Here is a 20,303-nt window from a genome sequence, read left to right on the forward strand (position 1 = left end):
GGTCGGCGGGCGGTCGGGCCCCCGCCCCGGATCACAGGGTCAGGCGAGCGTGTCCGTGATCAGCTGGTCGGCCCGCGCCGCCGCCTCCGCCGGATCGGCACCGGAGGCGATCTGCTGGAAGAAGTCCTCCAGGATGCGGTTGGCCTCCACGTCGGCCCACTTCTCCGCCGGCGGGGTCAGCTTGGCGTCGAGGGCGGCAGCGAGCGCCGCCTCGGCGTAGACGTCGTCGCCGAGGGCGTCGGCGTACTCGCTGTTGCCCGGGATCAGGCCGTTCTCGGCGAGCATCGTCTGGTACTCCTCGCTGAAGATGATCCGCAGCAGGTCGCGGGCCGCCTCCTGGTTCCCCGACTTCGCCGGGATGGCGATGTTGGAACCACCGGCGAAGACAGTGGCCGGCTCCCCCGCCGTCGGCCCGGGGAGCGGGAAGATCCCGGTCTTCTCCTCGTTGCAGGCCTGCTGCTCGGCGAGCGCGGCCTGGGCCGCCTCCGACTCGTCGTCGGGGTCGACGCCCTGGTTGCACTCGGGCAGGTCGATGCTCCAGCGGGCCCACGTCGGGGCGGAGAACATCGCCGCCTCGCCGTTGTTGAACGGCACCCAGGGCTCGGCCGAGTCGGCGTCGCGCGGGGCGTTCGTCGCGTTCGCGAACAGCTCCTGGACCTGGGCCAGCCCCTCCTGCGACTCGGGGCTGGACAGCGCGCCGACCCACCGGTCGCCGTCCTGCTCGGCGAGGCTCCCGCCGGCGCTGTAGATCCAGGCGATGCCGTTGTACCAGTCCTGGCCGGGGAACCAGAAGCCGGAGAAGTTCGGCGTGCCTGCGGGGTTGGCCTCCTGCAGCGCGACGGCCGCGGCGCCGAACTCCTCGAGGGTCTCCGGCACCTCGACGCCGGCCTGCTGGAAGAGGTCCTTGCGGTAGAACACCGCACGCGCGCCGGAGTAGTACGGCACCGCGTACACGTCGCCGTCCACCGTGCCGGCCTCCACGAAGCCCTCGAGCAGGTCGTCACCGCCCAGCTCGTCGACCAGGTCGCTGATGTCGGAGAAGGCGCCGGCGTGGGTGAAGGTCGGGCTCTGGGTGTTGCCGATCTCCACGACGTCGGGCGTCTGCCCCTCCGAGGACAGCGCCGTCTGCAGGCGCGGCACCAGGCCGCTCCAGTCCTGCTCCTCGATGACCAGCGTCATGCCCTCGTGCTCGGCCTCGAACGTCTCGACCAGGTAGTCGCGCAGCTCCTGGGGGGTGTCGGAGCCGGCCAGCCACAGCCGGATCTCCTCCGAGCTCCCCGCCTCGGCCTCGTTCCCACCGCCGCAGGCGGTCAGCGCCAGCAGCAGGCCGACGCTCGCGGCGGCGAGCCCGCTCGTGCGTACCCTCGTCATGTTGGGGTTCCTTCCTGGTGCACAGGCGGTGCCGGACAGCGCCGCCACAGGGGTGTGGTCCTCCGACTTGCAACTGGCCGGCTCGGGGTCGTCACGTGACCCCGAGCTGGCCGGACAGCACGAGGACCGCGGCCCCGGACAGGGCCCCGTCCTCGCCGAGCGAGGTCATCCGCAGCTGCAGGGAGCTGCTGACGACGGGCATGGTGCGTTCGTGGAGGGTGGCGAGCGCCGCTTCGCGCAACGGGCCGTCGAGGAGTTCACGGGGTCCGCTGAGCACCACCTCGGACAGGTTGAGCGCGCTGACCACCGGGGCCAGGACGATGCCCAGGCGCCGCCCCACGGCGCCGAGGGCCACCGCCGCGCCCGGGGCGTCCAGGCCCTCGATCCGCCGGCGCAGCGCCGGTACCGAGAGCACCGTCTCCAGGCAGCCGCGGCGCCCGCACGCGCACGGGAGCGGGCGACCGAGCGGAGCGCCGTCGATGTCGTCGCGCTCGTCGACGGCGGTGACGTGGCCGATCTCCCCCGCCGCGTGCTCGTGGCCCTGCACCAGGCCGCCGTCGAGCACGATCCCGGCCCCGACACCGCCCCCGACGGTCAGCACCAGCAGCCCGCCGCCGGAGGCGCCGCCGTAGGTGAACTCGCCGAGGGCCGCGGTGTTGGCGTCGTTGGCGACGTGCACGGGGACACCGAGGTCGGCGCCGAGCCGATCAGCCAGCGGCAGGTCGTACCACTCGCGGTTGGGCGCCTGCAGCACCCGGCCGGAGGGGTCGATGACGCCCGGCGAGCCGACGCCGACCCCGAGCACGGGGCGGGTGGCGACCACCACGAGGTCGCGGCACAGCGAGGTCAGCGCCGCCACGGCCGCCGCCCCGGTCCGCCCCTCGACCCGGGTCGTGCGGCGCTGCAGCAGTGCGCCGGAGAGGTCGAGCACCGCGCCGTGCATCCGCTCGTCGTCGGCCAGGTCGACGGCGACGATCTGGAACGCGTCGGTGCGGACCCCCAGCAGCGTGCCGGGCTTGCCCGGGCGCCCCTCCGCCCGGGCGCCGAGCTCGGCCACCAGGCCCTCGGCCATCAGGGAGGCGACGAGGTCGGAGATGGTGACCCGGGTCAGCCCGGTGGCCCGCGCCAGGTCGGCCCGTGAGCCGGGCCCGGCGTGGAACAGGTGCTGCAGCACCATGGAGCGGTTGTGCGCACGCGCGTGTTCTGGAAGGACCTTCGCGGTCGCCCGTCGCAGGCGCCCCTGGCGCGTCGTGTCCCGCATCACACTCACATTTGTTAGGACACCGTCCTTACATTCCTCTGTCAAGGGCCGGCGCCGCCGTGACCGGACCGTGACCTGCGCCGATCACTACAGCCCCGCCGCGCTCCGTCCGATGGAGAACGGGTGCGACGACGACCGCCCGCCCTGGCCCTGACCGCCCTGACCGTCAGCGCCCTGCTCGGCACCTCGGCCTGCACCACCGCCGACGGGAGCACCGAGGCGGCGACCGGGGTGGCGTGCCCGGCCGCGGAGCTGACCCGGCCGGGCGCCGGGGACGGGGTCTACCTGGGGGTGAACCTCGACTGGGGTGCCGCGACGCTGGCCGAGCACGGCACCGCCCTCGGCTCGCGCCCCGCCGTCGCCGTCTCGTTCACCGGCTTCCCCTTCTCCGCCGCCGACGAGCGCAACCTCGACGCCGCCGTCGAGCAGGTGCGGGACGGCGGCGGCCTGCTGCTGCTCACCCTCGAGCCGCACGACGGGCTGGCGGCGGTCACCGACGGCGTGACCGCGGACCTGGCCGAGCGGCTGGCCGGCTACAACGGCCGCGGGGTGCCCGTCGTGGTCCGGTTCGCCCACGAGATGAACGGCTCCTGGTATGCCTGGGGGCAACAGCCGGCGGCCTACGTCGAGGCGTTCCGGCGGCTCGCCGCCGCCGTCCACGCCGGGGCTCCGGGGTCGGCGGTCATGTGGGCGCCCAACTACGGCGGCGGCTACCCGTTCACCGGGGGCGCCCACGCCGCCACGCCCGATGACGTCGCGGCGCTGGACACCGACGGCGACGGCGTGCTGTCGGCGGCCGACGACCCCTACGCCCCGTACTGGCCGGGCGAGGACGCCGTGGACTGGGTGGGAATGTCGCTCTACCACTGGGGCGACGCCCACCCGTGGGGCGAGAACGAGGTGCCCGAGCCGGGCAAGTTCCTCGCCCAGCTGACCGGCACCTACGTCGGCCGGGGCGGCGACGACCGGGGGCTACCGGACTTCCACGCCGACTACGGCGAGCGGTACGGGAAGCCGGTGGCCGTGCCCGAGACGGCGGCCTTCTTCGCCCCGGGCGGCGGCGGCGCCGACGAGCTGGCCGTCAAGCAGGCCTGGTGGCAGCAGCTGTTCGATCCGCAGCTGGCCGAGCAGCTGCCCCGGCTGGCGATGGTGAACTGGTTCGAGTGGGCCAAGGACGAGCCGGAGGTCGGCGGCCGGGTGGACTGGCGGGCGACCGGCTCGCCGCGGGTCCGCGAGGCATTCCTGGCCGACATCCCCGGCTGGGCCCTGGATGCCACCGACGTCCCCCGCTGCGGCGGCTGATCCGGCAGCCGGCAGCACCGCCCGCCGGGCGCGCAGCATCCCGCACACGACGAGGGCGCAGCACAGCCCGACGCCGGCCGAGAGCCACACCATGGGCTGGTCGAGGCACCAGCCGTAGCCGGCCCACGAGGCGCACGCCCCGGAGCCGAGCCACCACCGCGCGGGCGAGAGGCCGGAGAGGTCCTGGGTGCGGTCGCGCAGGAGGCTGAGCGGCTGGGGCAGCGCGGCCGCCCCGCCCACCGCGGAGGCGACCCCGCCGAGCAGCGCCGTGGCCGCCGCCGGATCGGCGCCGAGCAGCACGGTGCCGGCCAGCCCCCCGCCAGCCAGGGCGGCGAGGACGGCGGCGCCGGACGCGGTGCGCGCCAGCGCCCGCCCCGCCCGCAGCCGCGGCTGGGTGACCAGCAGCGCCGCGAGGACCGCGGTGTTGCCGGCGCCGACGACGGCGTTGGACAGGATCTGCACGCGGTCGCCGGTGAGCAGGCCGATCGACAGCCAGCAGAGGTTGAGCGCGACGGCGAGCCAGGCGCTGGTGGGTGAGAGGCCGAGGGTGCGACGGTGCCGGCAGGAGAGCCAGACCTGGGGCCAGACGACGGCGATGCTGAGGGTGGCCGCGAGGATGCCGAGAGCGGCGGACATGGTGGAGCGGGAATCCGTTCGGAGTCGGTGCGAGAAGGTGGCCACCGGCGAGGAGCTGCGCGGGACCCGGCTCGGGGGCGCTCGTCGGTGAGCGGCATCGGCGGGGGCGGGAGGTGGCCGGAGACATCATCGGCGTTATGCATTCGTGACCCGACCGTGACCGGCCGGTTGCCTTCTGTGACCCTCGTCGCCCCGCCGTCGTCCTCCCGCGCCGCGCGACGGGTTCCGGCTCCCTAGGCTGGGCGGCCGTGACGACGCCGACCGAGACCGTCCGCGCCGCCGCCGGTTACCTGCGGTCGTGGCTGGACGCCCAGGCGCGGCACCGGCGGGTGCCCGGTGTGCAGGCGGCCGTCCGCCACGGCGGCGAACTGGTGCTGTCGGCAGCGGTCGGGGTCGCCGACGTCTCCACCGGCGCACCGCTGACCCCGGCACACCTGTTCCGCATCGCCTCCCACTCCAAGACGTTCACCGCGACCCTCGTGCTGCAGCTGGTCGAAGCCGGGCGACTGCGGCTCGACGACCCGATCGGCACGCACGTGCCGGAGCTGGCGGCAGCCGGCTCGCCGGTCGCCCGGGCGACCGTCCGCGAGTTGCTCGGGCACCAGGCCGGGATCACGCGGGACGGCGCCGACGCCGACTTCTGGCAGCTGGAGCAGCCCTTCCCGGACCGGGCAGGGGTGATCGGCGCGGCGTTGCGGGCCGGCCCGGTGCACCGGCGCAACGAGCACTTCAAGTACTCCAACATCGGGTACGCGCTCGTGGGCCTGGCGATCGAGGCCGTCACCGGGACCTCCTACGCCGACGCCGTCCGCACCCGGATCGTGGAGCCGCTCGGCCTGACCCGGACCGGGACCGACCTCGACGCGGCGCGGACCGGCGAGTACGTCAGCGGGCACACCGGGCTGCTCCTGGGTGAGGACGTCCGCGAGCCCCTCGGCCCCGCCGGCACAGGCGCCATGGCGGCGGCGACCGGGTTCTACTCGACGGCCGAGGACCTCGCCCTCTTCGGGGCGGCGCACGTGCTCGGCGACGAGCGACTGCTGACCGACGACTCGAAGCGGCTGATGCAGCGCCTGGAGTCGGTGGTCACCGCCTACGGGACCGAGGTGGGCCGGTACGGCGTCGGGATGGTGCTGACCACTGTGGGAGAGCGGCGCCTCGTCGGGCACAGCGGCGGCTTCCCCGGGCAGATCACCGTGACCTTCGTCGACCCGGCCGACGGGCTGGTGGTCAGCGTGCTGACGAACGCGATCGACGGACCGGCCGAGGAGCTGGCGACCGGGCTGGTGAAGCTGGTGGACGTCGCACTGCGCCCGCGGGCGACGGTGCCCGCACCGCCGCCCGGCGCCCCGCCGCCGTCGTCGTTCACCGGCCGGTTCGCCGGCCTCTGGGGAGTGCTCGACGTCGCCGAGCTCGGGGGCCGGCTGGTGCTCGTCCGGCCGACGTCCGCCGACCCCCTGCCGGGGGTCGAGGAGCTGGAGATCGTCGACGCCGACACCCTGCGGGTCGCCGCGCAGCCGGGTTTCGGCGCGGCCGGTGAGCTCGTCCCGCTGGAGCGGGACGCCGACGGCCGGGTGGTGTCGCTGCGGCTCGGCGGGGTGACGAACCGGCCGGTCGAGGAGTTCCGCCGCCGTCGCGCCGCCATGACCGGCCCGGCGTCGGGCCCCTAGGCGCTGAGCCCGGAGAACGTCGGCATCGCCTCCTCGCCGTCCCAGGTCACGCGGAAGGTGAAGGCCTCCTCCAGCGCCTCGCGGTACTGCTCGGCCTCGGCCTCGGTGATCTCACCGGCGGCCAGGACGTCGTCGACGGCCGGGCTCCACGACTCCACGAGCGCGTCGATCAGCTCCTGCGGGTCGACGCCGATGTCCTCGGCGACGGCGGCCAGGTTCTGCTCCTGCTCCTCCATCCGCACGTGCAGCTCGTCGTGGCTGATCGCCAGCACCTCGTCGAGCACGTCCTGCACGGGCTGGTGACCGCGGTGCAGGTCGAGGCTCCCGTCGCCGTAGGCCTCCTGGACCAGCGCGATGAGCTCGGCCTCCGTCGTCACGGAGTCGACGTCGACACCGCCCGGGCCACCACCGCCGCCGGGGCCGCCGCCGGCGAAGCCACTGCCGGCGGCTTCCTCGGCCGCGACGGAGGTGCTGGTCTCCGAGCTGGTCGCGGTGCCGGTGCTGCCGCACGCGGCGGCGATCGGGACGACGGTGGCGAGGAGGAGGGTGGCGATCGTCCTGCGGAGCTTCATCGTGGACTTCTCTCGGGTCGGGGAGCCGGTCGTGTACCAGGTTCGACGGCGGAACTCGACCACCCCTGGACGTCCGCTGGGAATGCGCTGGGAGAGGGTCCCGTTACGTTCCGCGACGTCTCCCAGCCGGTTCCGGGGCAGTTCCCAGCTTCGTCTCCGAGCCTCTGGGTCATGGCCCGCCCCCTCCGCCGCCGCACCCTCGCCGCGGCCGCCGCCCTCACCGGCGGCTCCGTGCTCCTGCTGCCCTCGACCGCCTCCGCGCACAGCCTGGACAGCAGCACGCTGTCCGTGCGGGTCGGGGAGGACCGGGCGGACGCCACGATCAGCATCGCGCTGGAGACCCTCGACGACGCGCTGGGCGCCGACCACGCGGCCGCGACCGACGCCGGCTCCTACGCCGACGTGCTCACCTACCTCGACGAGCACCTGGCCGTGACCGGCACCGACGGCACCGAGTGGTCCGAGACCTACGCCGAGCCGGTTCGGGAGACGGTCGAGGGCATCGACTCGATCAGCGTGGACGTCGCCCTCGACCCCGGGGCGGCCGATCCGTCGAGCTTCACGCTGGCCTACGACGCCGTCATCGAGACCGACAGCACCCACGAGGCCGTCGTCGTCCTGACCGACGCCGCCGGCGAGGTCTCCACCGCGGGGGTGCTCGACGCCACCGACGGCACACTGCAGGTCGGGCAGACGGCCGCGACCGGGCTGGCCGACATGGTGGGCTACGGCCTGCACCACGTGCTCGAGGGCGCCGACCACCTGCTGTTCCTGATCACCCTGCTGCTGGTCGCCCCCCTGGTCGCGGGAGGGGGCCGGTGGCGGCGGGCGGACGGCCTGCTGCCCACCGTTCGCCGGGTCGTGGGTGTCGTCACCGCCTTCACCGTCGGGCACTCGCTCACGCTCGTCGCGTCGGCCCTGGGCTGGGTGTCGCTGCCGAGCACACCGGTGGAGGTGCTGATCGCGGTGTCGGTGGGTGTTGCCGCGGTCCACGCGATGCGCCCGCTGGCCCGTCACGGCGAGACCGTCATCGCCGGGCTCTTCGGCCTCGTGCACGGCCTGGCCTTCGCGGGCATCCTCACCGACCTGGGCCTGGAGGGCTCGACCTCGGTGCTCGCCCTGCTGGCGTTCAACGTGGGTGTGGAGCTGGCGCAGCTGCTCACCGTGGCCCTGCTGTTCCCCTCCCTCCACCTCGCCTCGCGCACCCGGTTCTACGGCGGGCTCCGGATCGCCGGCGCCGCCGTCGCGCTGACCGCGGCGGCCGGCTGGGCGCTCGACCGCCTCGGCGTCCTCACCAACCCGCTCTCCGGGGCCGAGGAGTCCGTCATCGCCCACCCGTGGTGGGTGGTCGCCGGGCTGGCCGCGGTGGCCGGGGGCTGCTGGCTGGCCGACCACCGCTCCCCCGCTCCGCGCGCCGCAGCCGAGGTGCCGGTGACCGCCGGCTCGCCTGCCCCGCGGGCGTGACGCGATCCGTCAGGGAGCCGCGCCGCTGGCCACGGTCGCGGCGGGGCGCGCCGCCCGGCCGGGCAGCAGCTCGGGCGGGGCGTCGTAGGCGCGGTGCACGGTCAGGTCGCGGCCGGTTCCGTACAGCCGCCCCTCGTAGGCCTTGACCGCCGCGACCAGGACGATGCTGACCACGACCAGCAGCGACCACGACCCCAGCTTGGCGGCGTGGACCAGGGTCCAGACCGACTCCTGCGACGGGTACTGCCAGGCCCGCAGGAGGGTGGCCGCGTTCTCGGCGACCCAGAGGAAGAAGCCGATGAGGACGAACGAGAGCGCCAGCGGCATGGCGTAGCGGCGCCGGCCGACGGTGAAGTGCACCCACGTGCGCCACGTGGCGGCGAGCAGGGCCACGGCCAGCGGCAGCCGCACGTCCCAGATCGCGTGCGAGGTGAAGAAGTTGAGGTAGACGAGGGCAGCCACGGCCGCCGTCGTGCGGGCCCGGTAGTTGGTGATCCGCAGCTCGAACCGGCGCCAGGCCTGGCAGATGTAGCTGCCGACGGCGGCGTACATGAAGCCGCTGTAGAGCGGCACCCCGCCGATCGTCGCCACGCCGGTGTCGGGGTAGGACCACGACCCCTGGCGCACCTTGTAGAGCTCCAGCGCCAGGCCCACGAGGTGGAACCCGAAGATGACGGCGACCTCCCGGCCGGTCTCCCAGCGCACGAGCCAGAGCACCAGCGTGACGCCGAGCGACCAGATCAGGAGCGCGTCCGCGGGGTCGATCGGCAGCGGCACCAGCCGGGCCAACCCCAGCCCGAGGAAGAACAGCACCGCGAACAGGCAGCACTGCGCCTGGACCCAGCCGAACCGGAGCAGCTGCCTCACCCGCGGAAGGCTAGTGAACGACGCCCGCGACCCGGCGCTGCACCGCCGCCCCGGCGAGGGCCAGGCACAACGTCAGCACGGGCCCCAGCACGACGCCCACGTGCGCGACCGCCCACCACCCCGAGACGGGGTGCTGGTGCCCGGCGTCGCCGACGAGGCCGGCCAGCAGCCAGTGCGCCAGCAGCATGCCGGCCGACAGCACCCCGGCGTGCAGCCATGTCCGGGCCGACGGAGCGAGGACGAGGTGGGTCGCGCACGGAAGGCAGACGGCGGCCATTCCCAGCATCAGCACCAGGTGGGCGTCCGACACGGGCGGAGAACCCGCTGCCGCGATCAGGTGCAGCACGGCGCAGGCACCCATCACGGCGGCCGTCGTGACCCGCAGCGCCCGCCACCAGGCCCGAGTGTTGCCCGCAAAGCGAACACCCTCTTCACATGCCGGTCGCACGGCTGTAACGTACGTCACGCAGTGTTTCTACACCCGTAGAACCAAAACTGGGAGACCCCATGACGGCAACCTCGGCCCCCCCTGCCACGACGCACCCGCTCGCCCAGCTGACCGCCGCGGAGGTCACCGCAGCCCGGGAGGTCCTGGCGCAGGCCGGCCTGGTGGCCGAGTCCACCCGCTTCGTCTACGTGGGCCTGGAGGAGCCGGAGAAGAGCGCCCTCTACGCCGAGGGAGCGGGTACGGACCGCAGGCTCCGCGTCCTGCTGCACGACGTCGAGCGCCCGGCTGCCCGCGACGTCGTCGTCTCGGTCACCCGCCGGGAGATCGTCTCGGACCGGATGCTGGACACGACGGTCGACGGTCAGCTGCCGGTGCTCGACGAGGAGTTCGCCCTCGTCGAGGAGGTGCTCGCGTCCGACGAGCGCTGGCTGGCCGCGCTGGCCGCCCGCGGGCTGGACGTCGCCGACGTGCGCGTCGCTCCGCTGTCCGCCGGGGTCTTCGAGTACCCCGAGGAGGAAGGGCGCCGCATCCTCCGCGGTCTCGCCTTCCGGCAGGACCACCCCGCCGACCACCCGTGGGCGCACCCGATCGACGGCCTCGTCGGCTACGTCGACGTCATGAACAAGACGGTCGACCAGGTGATCGACCTCGGTCCGGTGCCCATCCCCGAGGAGTCGGGGAACTTCGACGACCCGGCGGTCACCGGGCCGATGCGGACCACCCTGAAGCCCATCGAGATCACGCAGCCCGAGGGCCCGAGCTTCACCCTCGACGGCAACCTGCTCACCTGGGAGGGCTGGCAGCTGCGGGTCGGGTTCGACGCCCGCGAGGGGCTCACCCTGCACCAGATCGGCTTCCTCGACGCCGGCCGGCTGCGGCCGATCATCCACCGCGCGTCCATCGCCGAGATGGTCGTGCCCTACGCCGACCCCTCCCCGATCCGCTCCTGGCAGAACTACTTCGACACCGGCGAGTACCTCGTCGGCCGCTACGCCAACGCCCTCGAGCTCGGCTGCGACTGCCTCGGCGACATCACCTACATGGACGCCGTCATCGCCGACGAGCGCGGCAACCCGCAGGTGCTGCGCAACGCGATCTGCATGCACGAAGAGGACTTCGGCGTCCTCTGGAAGCACACCGACCTGTGGGCCGGCTCCGCCGAAACCCGCCGGCAGCGCCGCATGGTGATCAGCTTCTTCACCACCATCGGCAACTACGACTACGGCTTCTACTGGTACCTGTACCTCGACGGCACGATCGGCTTCGAGGTCAAGGCCACCGGGGTCGTGTTCACCTCGGCCTACCCGGGCGCCGGTTACCCGTACGCCTCGCAGCTCGCCCCCGGGCTGGGTGCGCCGTTCCACCAGCACCTGTTCAGCGCGCGGCTGGACATGATGGTCGACGGCCCGACGAACACCGTCGAGGAGCTGGAGTTCGTCCGCGTCCCGATGGGTCCGGACAACCCCCGCGGCAACGCCTTCGCGCAGCGCCGGACGACGCTGCACCGGGAGTCCGAGGCCCAGCGGATGGCCGACCAGGGCGTGGGCCGCATCTGGCACATCACCAACCCGGACAGCCGCAACCGGGTGGGCGAGCCCGTCGCCTACGCGCTGCTGCCCGAGGGCCGGCCGGCGCTGCTGGCCGACCCCGGCAGCTCCATCCACCGGCGGGCGACCTTCGCCACCAAGCACCTGTGGGTCACCCGCTACGACCCCGCGGAGCGCTACGCCGCCGGCGACTTCGTCAACCAGCACAAGGGCGGCGCCGGGCTGCCGGCATACGTCGCGGCCGACCGCGAGCTGGAGGCGACCGACCTCGTCGTCTGGCACACCTTCGGCCTGACCCACGTCCCGCGGCCGGAGGACTGGCCGGTCATGCCGGTCGACTACACCGGCTTCACGCTCAAGCCGGTCGGGTTCTTCGACCGGAACCCCACGCTCGACGTCCCGCCGAACGCCAGCGCGCACTGCCGGTCGCGGCCGGCGGGGTCGGCGAACGGCACTGCGGGCGGTGCCGGGGCGGACGGCTGCTGCCATGGGTGAGGTCGCCGACGGGGACACTGGGGTCTCCGACGACGAACGGGAGCCCCGTGCCGAAGCTGGTGGACCGCGAGCAGCGACGTCAGGAGATCCTCGAGGTGACCTGGCGGCTGATGGCCTCGCGCGGGGCGGATGCGGCCACCATGCGGGAGATCGCCCGCGCGGCCGGTTACGCCAACGGTGCCCTGGCGCCGTACTTCGCCAGCAAGGACGAGCTCGTCGAGGCGGCCTACGTCTTCGTCTTCGACCGGACGAACGAGCGCATCCGGGCGGCCGTCGCGGGCAAGCGCGGGCTGGCCGCGCTGCGGGCGTTCCTGGTGGAGGTCCTGCCCGCCACCGAGCTCACCCGGCTCGAGGCGCGGATCGTCCTCCCTTTCTGGAGCCGGACGGTCACCGACGAGCGACTCGCCCGGCTCAACGACGAGGCCATGCGGCGGTGGCGGCATGACCTCGCGGGCCTCGTCGCCCAGGCGCGTGCCGACGGTGACGTCGTCGTCGACACGGCCGACGACGTCGTGGTGGAGCAGCTGCTCGCCCTCGCGCTCGGCCTCCAGGTCCTCGCGCTGCTGCCCGACGCGCCGACGACGCCCGAGCTCCAGCTGGCGATGCTCGACGCCACCCTGGCCGCGCTCGCTCGCTGACCGAGCACCTCCTCCCGCGGCCTCCCGGCCGCCACGCGGCGCGTCGCACCACCCGCTAGCCGGGCACCGGGCGCGCAGCGACCACCGCCGCGCACCGGACGGCCGCCCCGCCGCCCCGCACCCCCTCGGCGCGGCGCTCCCCCGCACTGCCCTCCGGAGGCGGATCCCTCCCGACGGCGGCGCGTGTCCCGACCGGCAGGTGGCGCCCGCACCCGGCCGCCGCACGCCGCTCGGCGGACCACCCCCGGACCGACCCGCCGACCGGCCCCCCCGGCCGGCACCCCCCGGGCCCCGGGTCCGAGCCGTCCCCCCGGACGGGCCTGACCCATGCCTGCCGTCGCCCCGCCCGGGGTGACGCCTCGATCCCGGCGCCACGCCCCCCGGGGCACGGCCGCCGGCACCCACCTTCCTTCGGAGCGATCATGGTCCTACCCACGGAGACCGCCGCGACCAGCCGCGAGCGGACCGGCAACCGGCAGCTCAAGCGCGGCGCCATCGGCGTCGTCGGCATCCTGTTCTTCGTCCTGTCCGCACAGGCGCCCCTGACCGGCATGGGCGGCGCGCTGCCGCTGGCCATCGGGCTGGGCAACGGCGCAGGCGCGCCGGCTGCCTACCTGGTCGTCGGTGCGATCATCGCCGTCTTCGCCGTCGGCTTCATCGCCATGAGCCGCCACGTGACGGACGGGGGCGCGTTCTACGCCTACATCAGCCGCGGTCTCGGCCGGCGCCTGGGCACGGGTTCCGCCCTGGTGGCGCTGTGGGCCTACAGCACCGTGCAGGCCTGCATGTACGGGCTCTACGGCGCGATCGTCTCCTCGCTGGCCGACACCTACCTGGGCTTCGGCCCGCCGTGGTGGCTGTGCGCCGTCGTCACGATGGCGGTGGTCCAGCTGCTCGGCTCGCTCAACGTCGAGCTCGGCGCCCGCTTCCTCGGGGTGATCGTGGCCGCGGAGCTGGCCATCCTGCTCGCCTTCGCGCTGGCCACCCTGCTCGCCGGCGGCGGACCGCAGGGTCTGAACCCCGGGGCCAGCTTCTCCCCGTCCGCGCTCCTCGCCGGCGCGCCGGGCATCGCCCTGACCTTCGGCATCGCGTCGATGTTCGGCTTCGAGTCGACCGCCATCTACTCGACCGAGGCCCGCGACGCGCAGCGCACGGTCCCGCGGGCGACCTACCTCGCCGTCGGCGTCATCTCCCTCTTCTTCGCCTTCGTCTCCTGGATGGTCGTCAGCTACTACGGGGCCGACCAGGTCGTGCCCGCGGCCGGCGCCGCCCTGGAGTCCGGCGACGGCACCGTCCTGCTGTTCGCCGCCATCGAGGACGCCCTGGGCCCGTGGGTCGGCGAGGTGGGCGGCGTGCTGCTCGCGACGTCGTTGCTGGCCGGCATCCTCGCGTTCCACAACGCCTTCACCCGCTACGTGCACTCGCTCGGCCAGACCGGCACGCTGCCGCCGGTGGTCGCCCGGACCACCCGCCAGGGGGCGCCCTTCGTGGCCAGCGCCGTGCAGACGCTGGTCGCGCTGGCCCTGGTGCTGCCGTTCGCCGTGCTGGACAAGGACCCGGTGCTCACGCTGTTCGCCTGGTTCAGCGGCGTCGGGGTCCTCGCCCTGCTGGCGCTCTACCTGATGACCTCGGTCTCGGTGGTGGTCTTCTTCCGGCGCACCCGGCTGGACACGCGACCGTGGCAGACGCTGATCGCCCCCTCGCTCGCGATCGTGCTCGTGGCCGGCCTGACCTGGCTGGTGCTCAGCAACTTCACCCTGCTCATCGATGGCTCGATGGCGACCGCGGTGCCGCTGATCCTCTCGGTCCCCGTGGCCCTGCTCCTGGGCGTCGCGCTGGACGTCTACCGCCGTCCCTCCTGGGCGGCCACGGCCGCAGCAGACCCCACGACGGACCACACCCCCGTCGGCTGAGCAGCCGCGCCCGCGCAGCGACGCCCGGCCCCTCCCCCGGATCCGGGCGTCGCTGCGCGCCGCTTTCCGGCCGCGTCACGCCTTGTGTCGCACGCCACTCGGGCGTAGCGTCTCCGTCAGTAGAAGAACAGCTTATTCGTTTATCGAACGCCCGTGATCTGGAGATCCCATGGCAGCCAAGCCCTTCGCCTCCTCCGCCGACCTGGGCGTCAAGGAGCAGACCCTCGAGGTGCTCGCCGACGGTGTGTACGCGCTCACGGCCGAGGGCGACCCGAACCTCGGCGCCATCGAGGGTGAGGACTTCCTCGTCTGCTTCGAGGCCCTGGCCACGCCGGTGGCCGCCCGGCGGTGGCTGGCCAAGCTGCGGGAGCACACCGACAAGCCGGTCCGGTACCTGGTGCTCAGCCACTACCACGCGGTGCGCGTGCTGGGCGCCAGCGCCTTCGACGCCGAGGTGATCGTCAGCTCCGAGCAGACCAAGCGGCTGATCGAGGAGCGCGGCCAGCAGGACTGGGAGAGCGAGTACGGCCGCATGCCGCGATTGTTCGAGGAGCCGGAATCCATCCCCGGCCTGACCTGGCCGACGATGACCTTCCGCGACAAGCTCACCATCGAGCTGGGCGGCGACCGCGGCGAGCTGGTCCTGGAGTTCCTCGGCCGGGGCCACACCGAGGGCGACATCGTCGCCTGGCTGCCCAAGCAGGAGATCCTCTTCGCCGGCGACCTGGTCGAGTCACAGGCGGCCCTCTACACGGGCGACGCGTTCCACTTCGACTGGGCCGGCGGCACCCTGGACCGGGTCAAGGCCCTCGGCGCGCGGCAGCTGGTCGGCGGCCGGGGCCGGATCGCCCGTGGCCGCGACGAGGTCGACGCCGCCGTCGAGCAGACCCGCGACTTCCTGCTCACGATGCAGCGCACCGTGGGCGACGTCCACCGCGCCGGCGGCACCCTGAAGCAGGCCTTCGAGGCCACCCACGCGGCGCTGGCCCCCAAGTACGGCCGGTGGCCGATCTTCGAGCACTGCCTGCCCTTCGACGTCTCCCGGCTGTGGGATGAGTTCTCCGGTGTCGAGCGCCCCGTCATCTGGACCGCCGAGCGCGACCGCGCCGTGTGGGACCAGCTCCAGGGCTGACCGGTCCCGGCTCCCGAGGAGATCCCCATGACCACTCCCGTCCCCGGACCGCCGGTGCTGGTGCTGGGCGCCGGCCCGGTCGGCCAGACCGCCGCGCTCCTGCTCGCCCGCTGGGGTCTGCGCGTCGTCGTGCTCGACGCGCGGCCCGAGCGCGACCCGATCGGCAGCAAGGCGATCTGCCAGCAGCGTGACGTGCTCGACGTGTGGGACGCCGTCGGCGTCGGCGCCGAGATCGCCCGCCGGGGGGTGACCTGGACGACCGCCCGGACCTTCCACCGCGACGCCGAGCTGTTCTCCTTCACCTTCGCCGACCGTGGCCGATCCCCCTTCCCCCCGTTCGTCAACGTGTCGCAGTGCGAGACCGAGGCGCTGCTCGACGAGCGCATCGCCGCCTCGCCGCTGATCGACGTCCGGTGGGGTCACCGGGTGACCGGCCTGCACCAGGACGGCACCGGGGTGACGGTGGCCTGCCGGACCGAGGACGGCGAGGTGCTCGTCACCGGCTCGCACGCCGTGGCCTGCCCCGGCCCGCGCGGCGACGCCCTGCGCTCGATGCTCGGGCTCACCTTCCCCGGGGAGTCGTTCGAGGACTCCTTCCTCATCTGCGACATCCGCACCGACCTGCCCGGCTGGGAGACCGAGCGGCGGTTCTACTTCGACCCCGAGTGGAACCCCGGCCGGCAGGTCCTCATCCACCCCTGCCCGGACTCGACGTTCCGCATCGACTGGCAGGTGCCACAGGACTTCGACCTCGCCACCGAGGAGGCCTCGGGCGGCCTCGACCGGCGGATCCGCCAGGTCATCGGGGACCGGCCCTACGAGATCGTGTGGAAGTCGGTCTACCGCTTCCACTCCCGGGTGGTCGACCGCATGCGGGTCGGGCGGGTGCTGGTCGCCGGCGACGCGGCGCACCTGGTCTCGCCCTTCGGCGCGCGCGGGCTGAACTCGGGGGTCCTCGACGCCGAGAACGCCGCCTGGAAGATCGCCTTCGTCCGCCGTGGCTGGGCTCCGGAGGGGCTCCTGGAGAGCTATCACGACGAGCGGCACGCCGCGGCGGTGGAGAACATCGACGTCACCACGGCGACGATGCGTTTCCTGGTGCCCCGCGACGAGGCCGAGGCCCGCCACCGGCTCGACGTCCTCGAGCGGGCGGCCGGTGACCCCGCGGCCCGTGCGCAGGTCGACTCCGGCCGGCTGGCCGAGCCCTTCTGGTACGTCGACTCGCCGCTCACCACCCCTGACCCGGCGCGCCCGTTCCCCGGCCGGCCCGCGCGCGGCGACGTCCCCGTCCCGGCGCCCGGGGTGCTCGTCCCCGACTGCCCGGTGACGGTGGCCGGCCGACCCGACCTGGTCCGGCTCCGCCAGCTCGCCCGGGAAGGCGTCACCGTCCTGCTCGGCGACGACGCAGACGCGCCGGCGCTGCCCGACCTCGGCGACCTGCCGGTGACCGTCCACCGCATGACCGATCTCGACCCCGGCGGCCTGCTGCGCGAGGCCCTCGGTGCACACCCCGGCGAGGTGTGGGTGCTGCGCCCGGACGCCCACGTCGCCGCCGTGCTCACCGACCCGGCCGACCTAGGCACCGCGGTGGCCCGGCTGCTGGCCCGCCCGCTCCCCGCTCCCGTTCCCGCCTGATCCCCGAAGGAGTACCCCATGGCGTTCTACCGGCAGGTGGGCCAGGTCCCACCGAAGCGGCACACCCGGTTCCGCCGTCCCGACGGCGGCCTGTACTACGAGGAGCTGGTCGGCGAGGAGGGCTTCTCCTCCGACTCCTCGCTGCTCTACCACCGCGGCGTCCCGTCGGCCATCGTCGACGCCCGCCCCTGGGAGCTGCCCGACCAGACGCTGACCCCCAACGCCCCCCTGGTGCCCCGCCACCTGAAGCTGCACGACCTCTTCCCCGGCGAGGAGCACAAGGCCACCGACCCGGTCACCGGCCGCCGGCTGGTCCTCGGCAACGGCGACGTGCGGATCTCCTACGCCGTCTCCTCGGCGACCTCGCCGTACTACCGGAACGCCACCGGCGACGAGTGCGTCTACGTCGAGCGCGGCACCGCCACGGTGGAGACGGTGTTCGGCTCCCTCGACGTGGGACCGGGCGACTACGTGGTCCTCCCGCGGACCACCACCCACCGCTGGATCCCGACCGGCGAGGAGCCGGTGCGCACCTATGCGATCGAGGCCAACAGCCACATCGCGCCGCCCAAGCGCTACCTCTCCCGCTACGGCCAGTTCCTCGAGCACGCCCCCTACTGCGAGCGCGACCTGCGCGGCCCCGCCGAGCCGCTGCTGGCCGACGGCAGCGACGTCGAGGTCTACGTCAAGCACCGCGGCGCCGGCCCGGGGGGCCTCGCCGGCACGATCCACGTCGTCCCGGAGCACCCGTTCGACGTCGTGGGCTGGGACGGCTGCCTCTACCCCTACGTCTTCAACGTCGCCGACTTCGAGCCGATCACCGGCCGGGTGCACCAGCCGCCGCCGGTGCACCAGGTGTTCGAGGGTTCCAACTTCGTCATCTGCAACTTCGTGCCGCGGAAGGTGGACTACCACCCCGAGGCGGTGCCGGTGCCCTACTACCACTCCAACGTCGACTCCGACGAGGTCATGTTCTACGTCGACGGCGACTACGAGGCCCGCAAGGGCTCGGGCATCGGCAAGGGTTCGATCAGCCTGCACCCGGGCGGGCACAGCCACGGCCCGCAGCCCGGCGCCGTCGAGCGCTCCCTCGGTGTCGAGTTCTTCGACGAGCTCGCCGTCATGGTCGACACGTTCCGCCCGCTCGACCTCGGCGAGGGCGGCACCGCCGTCGACGACGGCAAGTACGCGTGGTCCTGGTCGGGACGGGGGCCGTCGGCGTGACGGCCCCGGTGCACCCGCCCGCCCCGGCACCGGCGACGACGCCGCTGTTCGACGGCCTGTTCGACGACGCCGCACTGTTCCCACCCGGGAACGCGCCGATGCCGGCGGCCGTTCCGCAGCACCGCGCGCTGCGCGACCGCCTCGGTGGACTGGTCGGGCCGTTCGTGGTCCCCGCGGCCCGGCTCGACGAGCTGGTGGCCGAGGTCGGCGACGGACCTGTCGTCGACGTCTCGCTGATCGCGGCGGCCGGTGACCTCCCGGCCGCCGCCGCCCGGGTCGCCGCCGAGCCGCGCCTGGCGCTGGCTGCGGTCGAGGTGCCGGTGACGCCCGACGCCGCGGCCGCCGCCGAGGCGCTGCGCGCCCTGGACGACGTCCTCCCCGAAGGGGTGCCCGCGGCGCTGGAGCTGCCGCGGACCACCGCCCGCGACGCCGTCCTCGACGTGCTGGCCGGCACCCGCTATCGGGCCAAGCTGCGCACCGGTGGCGTGTCGGCGGAGCTGTTCCCCTCCTCCGCCGAGCTGGCCGACAGCCTGCAGGCGTGCATCGCGCGGAGCGTGCCGTTCAAGTGCACCGCCGGCCTGCACCACGCCGTGCGGCACACCGCCCCGGCGACCGGCTTCGCGCACCACGGCTTCCTCAACGTGCTGCTGGCCGTCTCCGCGCTCAGCTCGGGGGCCCCGGCGGCCGTGGCGGCGGACTGGCTCGGCGAGACCGACCCGGGCACGGTCGCCTCGGCCGTGCGCACGTGGCCGGCCGACCGGGTGCACCGGGTGCGGTCGCTGTTCACCTCCTTCGGCACGTGCAGCGTGACCGAGCCCGTCGAGGACCTGGTGGCGCTCGGCCTGCTGGCCGCCCCGGAACGGACCCTGGCATGAGCGCCACCTGGTTGGAGCTCCCCGACGGCACGGGCTTCGGGCCGGAGAACCTGCCCTACGGCGTCTTCTCCACCGAGCCCGACGGCCCCCGCCGGATCGGTGTCGCCATCGGCGACTCCGTCCTCGACGTCTCCCGGCTGGACGTCCCCGCCGCCGACGCGCTCGCCGCGCCGACGCTCAACGCGCTCATGAGCCGGGGGCGGGAGACCTGGAACGCACTGCGCAGCCGGCTGCAGGAGCTGCTCGCGGACCCGGCGCACCGGGCCGCCGTCGAGCCGCACCTGCTGCCGCGCGCGGAGGTGACGCTGCACCTGCCGTTCGACGTCGCCGACTACGTCGACTTCTACAGCTCCCAGCACCACGCGGAGAACCTCGGCCGGATGTTCCGGCCGGACTCGCCGCCGCTGACCCCCAACTGGAAGCACCTGCCCATCGGCTACCACGGCCGCGCCGGGACGGTGCAGGTCTCCGGCACCCCGGTCGTGCGGCCCAGCGGGCAGCGCAAGGCCCCGACCGACGAGGCGCCCACGTTCGGGCCCTCGCAGCGGCTGGACATCGAGGCGGAGGTGGGGTTCGTCGTCGGCGCCCCCTCGTCGCTCGGCCGGCCGGTGCCGCTGGGCGCCTTCCCGGAGCACGTCTTCGGCGTCTGCCTGGTCAACGACTGGTCGGCCCGGGACCTGCAGGCGTGGGAGTACGTGCCCCTGGGGCCGTTCCTCGGCAAGTCCTTCCTCACCTCGGTCTCGCCGTGGGTCGTGCCCCTCGCCGCGCTGGAGGCGGCCCGGGTCTCCCCGCCCCCGCGCGATCCGCGGCCGCTCCCCTACCTGGACGACACCACCGAGCAGCACTGGGGACTGGACATCGCCATCGAGGTGCGGCTCAACGGCCAGCTGGTGTCCTGCCCGCCGTTCGGCCTCATGTACTGGACCCCCGCCCAGCAGCTGGCGCACATGACGGTCAACGGCGCGAGCCTGCGCACCGGCGACCTGTTCGCCTCGGGCACCGTGTCCGGCCCGGCCGAGGACCAGCGCGGCTCGTTCATCGAGCTGTCCTGGGGCGGGAAGCAGCCGGTGCAGCTGCCCGACGGCACCAGCCGCACCTTTCTCGAGGACGGCGACGTCGTCACCCTCACCGCCACCGCGCCGGGAACCGGCGGTCGCCGGATCTCCTTCGGCGAGGTCACCGGCCGGGTCGAACCCGTGCCCGCGCCGTGAGCACCACCGTCCCGACCGCCGGCGACCCGTTCGGCACCGCCC

16 protein-coding genes and 1 pseudogene are annotated in these 20,303 nt (G+C 74.0%); 11 read left to right on the forward strand and 6 right to left on the reverse strand.

Annotation, left to right across the window (positions count from 1 at the left end; translation table 11 throughout):
* Positions 1–39: 39 nt before the first annotated feature.
* Positions 40–1,371 (reverse strand): extracellular solute-binding protein, encoded by a 1,332-nt coding sequence (locus tag ACI79Q_RS04875; protein ID WP_456589397.1) that lies wholly within the window; start codon positions 1,369–1,371, stop codon positions 40–42.
* Between the two features lie 91 nt (positions 1,372–1,462).
* Positions 1,463–2,548 (reverse strand): ROK family transcriptional regulator, encoded by a 1,086-nt coding sequence (locus tag ACI79Q_RS04880; RefSeq protein ID WP_456589396.1) that lies wholly within the window; start codon positions 2,546–2,548, stop codon positions 1,463–1,465.
* Positions 2,549–2,755: 207 nt separating this feature from the next.
* Here ACI79Q_RS04880 and ACI79Q_RS04885 point away from each other — a divergent pair, with 207 nt between their 5' ends.
* Positions 2,756–3,934 (forward strand): glycoside hydrolase family 26 protein, encoded by a 1,179-nt coding sequence (locus ACI79Q_RS04885; RefSeq protein ID WP_456614296.1) that lies wholly within the window; start codon positions 2,756–2,758, stop codon positions 3,932–3,934.
* A gap of 93 nt (positions 3,935–4,027) precedes the next feature.
* On the opposite strand, the pseudogene ACI79Q_RS04890 reads toward ACI79Q_RS04885, so the two are convergent.
* Positions 4,028–4,570: pseudogene (locus tag ACI79Q_RS04890) on the reverse strand (SemiSWEET transporter); the annotation flags it as partial.
* A 248-nt stretch (positions 4,571–4,818) separates the two neighbouring features.
* On the opposite strand from ACI79Q_RS04890, the gene ACI79Q_RS04895 reads away from it, so the two are divergent.
* Positions 4,819–6,240, forward strand: coding sequence for a serine hydrolase domain-containing protein (locus ACI79Q_RS04895; RefSeq protein ID WP_456589394.1), 1,422 nt, complete (start codon positions 4,819–4,821; stop codon positions 6,238–6,240).
* On the opposite strand, the gene ACI79Q_RS04900 is transcribed toward ACI79Q_RS04895, so the two are convergent.
* Positions 6,237–6,812 (reverse strand): hypothetical protein, encoded by a 576-nt coding sequence (locus ACI79Q_RS04900; protein ID WP_456589393.1) that lies wholly within the window; start codon positions 6,810–6,812, stop codon positions 6,237–6,239. The two genes, ACI79Q_RS04895 and ACI79Q_RS04900, sit on opposite strands and share 4 nt — an antisense overlap.
* Positions 6,813–6,983: 171 nt before the next feature.
* On the opposite strand from ACI79Q_RS04900, the gene ACI79Q_RS04905 reads away from it, so the two are divergent.
* Entirely contained in the window at positions 6,984–8,276 is a 1,293-nt protein-coding gene (locus tag ACI79Q_RS04905; protein ID WP_456612429.1) for a HupE/UreJ family protein, read from the forward strand.
* A 9-nt stretch (positions 8,277–8,285) separates the two neighbouring features.
* On the opposite strand, the gene ACI79Q_RS04910 is transcribed toward ACI79Q_RS04905, so the two are convergent.
* Together ACI79Q_RS04910 and ACI79Q_RS04915 are read right to left on the reverse strand one after the other, a co-directional pair.
* Positions 8,286–9,143: a DUF817 domain-containing protein gene (locus ACI79Q_RS04910; RefSeq protein WP_456614297.1), complete on the reverse strand. Its 858-nt coding sequence runs from the start codon at positions 9,141–9,143 to the stop codon at positions 8,286–8,288.
* 10 nt (positions 9,144–9,153) lie between these two features.
* Positions 9,154–9,453, reverse strand: coding sequence for a hypothetical protein (locus tag ACI79Q_RS04915; RefSeq protein WP_456589390.1), 300 nt, complete (start codon positions 9,451–9,453; stop codon positions 9,154–9,156).
* A 197-nt stretch (positions 9,454–9,650) separates the two neighbouring features.
* Here ACI79Q_RS04915 and ACI79Q_RS04920 point away from each other — a divergent pair, with 197 nt between their 5' ends.
* From ACI79Q_RS04920 to fahA, 8 genes are all read left to right on the forward strand, one after another.
* The gene (locus ACI79Q_RS04920; protein WP_456612430.1) at positions 9,651–11,633 is read left to right on the forward strand and encodes a primary-amine oxidase; all 1,983 of its coding nucleotides are present in this window, start codon (positions 9,651–9,653) and stop codon (positions 11,631–11,633) included.
* A gap of 47 nt (positions 11,634–11,680) precedes the next feature.
* On the forward strand, positions 11,681–12,271 hold the full coding sequence (locus ACI79Q_RS04925; protein WP_456589388.1) for a TetR/AcrR family transcriptional regulator: 591 nt from the start codon (positions 11,681–11,683) through the stop codon (positions 12,269–12,271).
* A 422-nt stretch (positions 12,272–12,693) separates the two neighbouring features.
* Positions 12,694–14,184, forward strand: coding sequence for an APC family permease (locus ACI79Q_RS04930; protein ID WP_456589387.1), 1,491 nt, complete (start codon positions 12,694–12,696; stop codon positions 14,182–14,184).
* A gap of 169 nt (positions 14,185–14,353) precedes the next feature.
* Positions 14,354–15,316 carry an MBL fold metallo-hydrolase gene (locus ACI79Q_RS04935; RefSeq protein ID WP_456589386.1) on the forward strand — a complete coding sequence of 321 codons (963 nt, stop codon included), beginning with the start codon at positions 14,354–14,356 and terminating at the stop codon, positions 15,314–15,316.
* 27 nt (positions 15,317–15,343) lie between these two features.
* Positions 15,344–16,951: an FAD-dependent monooxygenase gene (locus ACI79Q_RS04940; protein WP_456614298.1), complete on the forward strand. Its 1,608-nt coding sequence runs from the start codon at positions 15,344–15,346 to the stop codon at positions 16,949–16,951.
* 18 nt (positions 16,952–16,969) lie between these two features.
* Positions 16,970–18,175, forward strand: coding sequence for a cupin domain-containing protein (locus tag ACI79Q_RS04945; RefSeq protein ID WP_456589384.1), 1,206 nt, complete (start codon positions 16,970–16,972; stop codon positions 18,173–18,175).
* Complete coding sequence (locus ACI79Q_RS04950; RefSeq protein WP_456614299.1) at positions 18,172–19,050, forward strand: hypothetical protein; 879 nt, start codon at positions 18,172–18,174, stop codon at positions 19,048–19,050. Before ACI79Q_RS04945 ends, ACI79Q_RS04950 begins: the two co-directional genes overlap by 4 nt.
* Complete coding sequence (fahA, locus tag ACI79Q_RS04955; RefSeq protein WP_456614300.1) at positions 19,047–20,261, forward strand: fumarylacetoacetase; 1,215 nt, start codon at positions 19,047–19,049, stop codon at positions 20,259–20,261. Before ACI79Q_RS04950 ends, fahA begins: the two co-directional genes overlap by 4 nt.
* Positions 20,262–20,303: the final 42 nt, after the last annotated feature.

Source organism: Blastococcus sp. SYSU DS0828 (genome assembly GCF_054050975.1).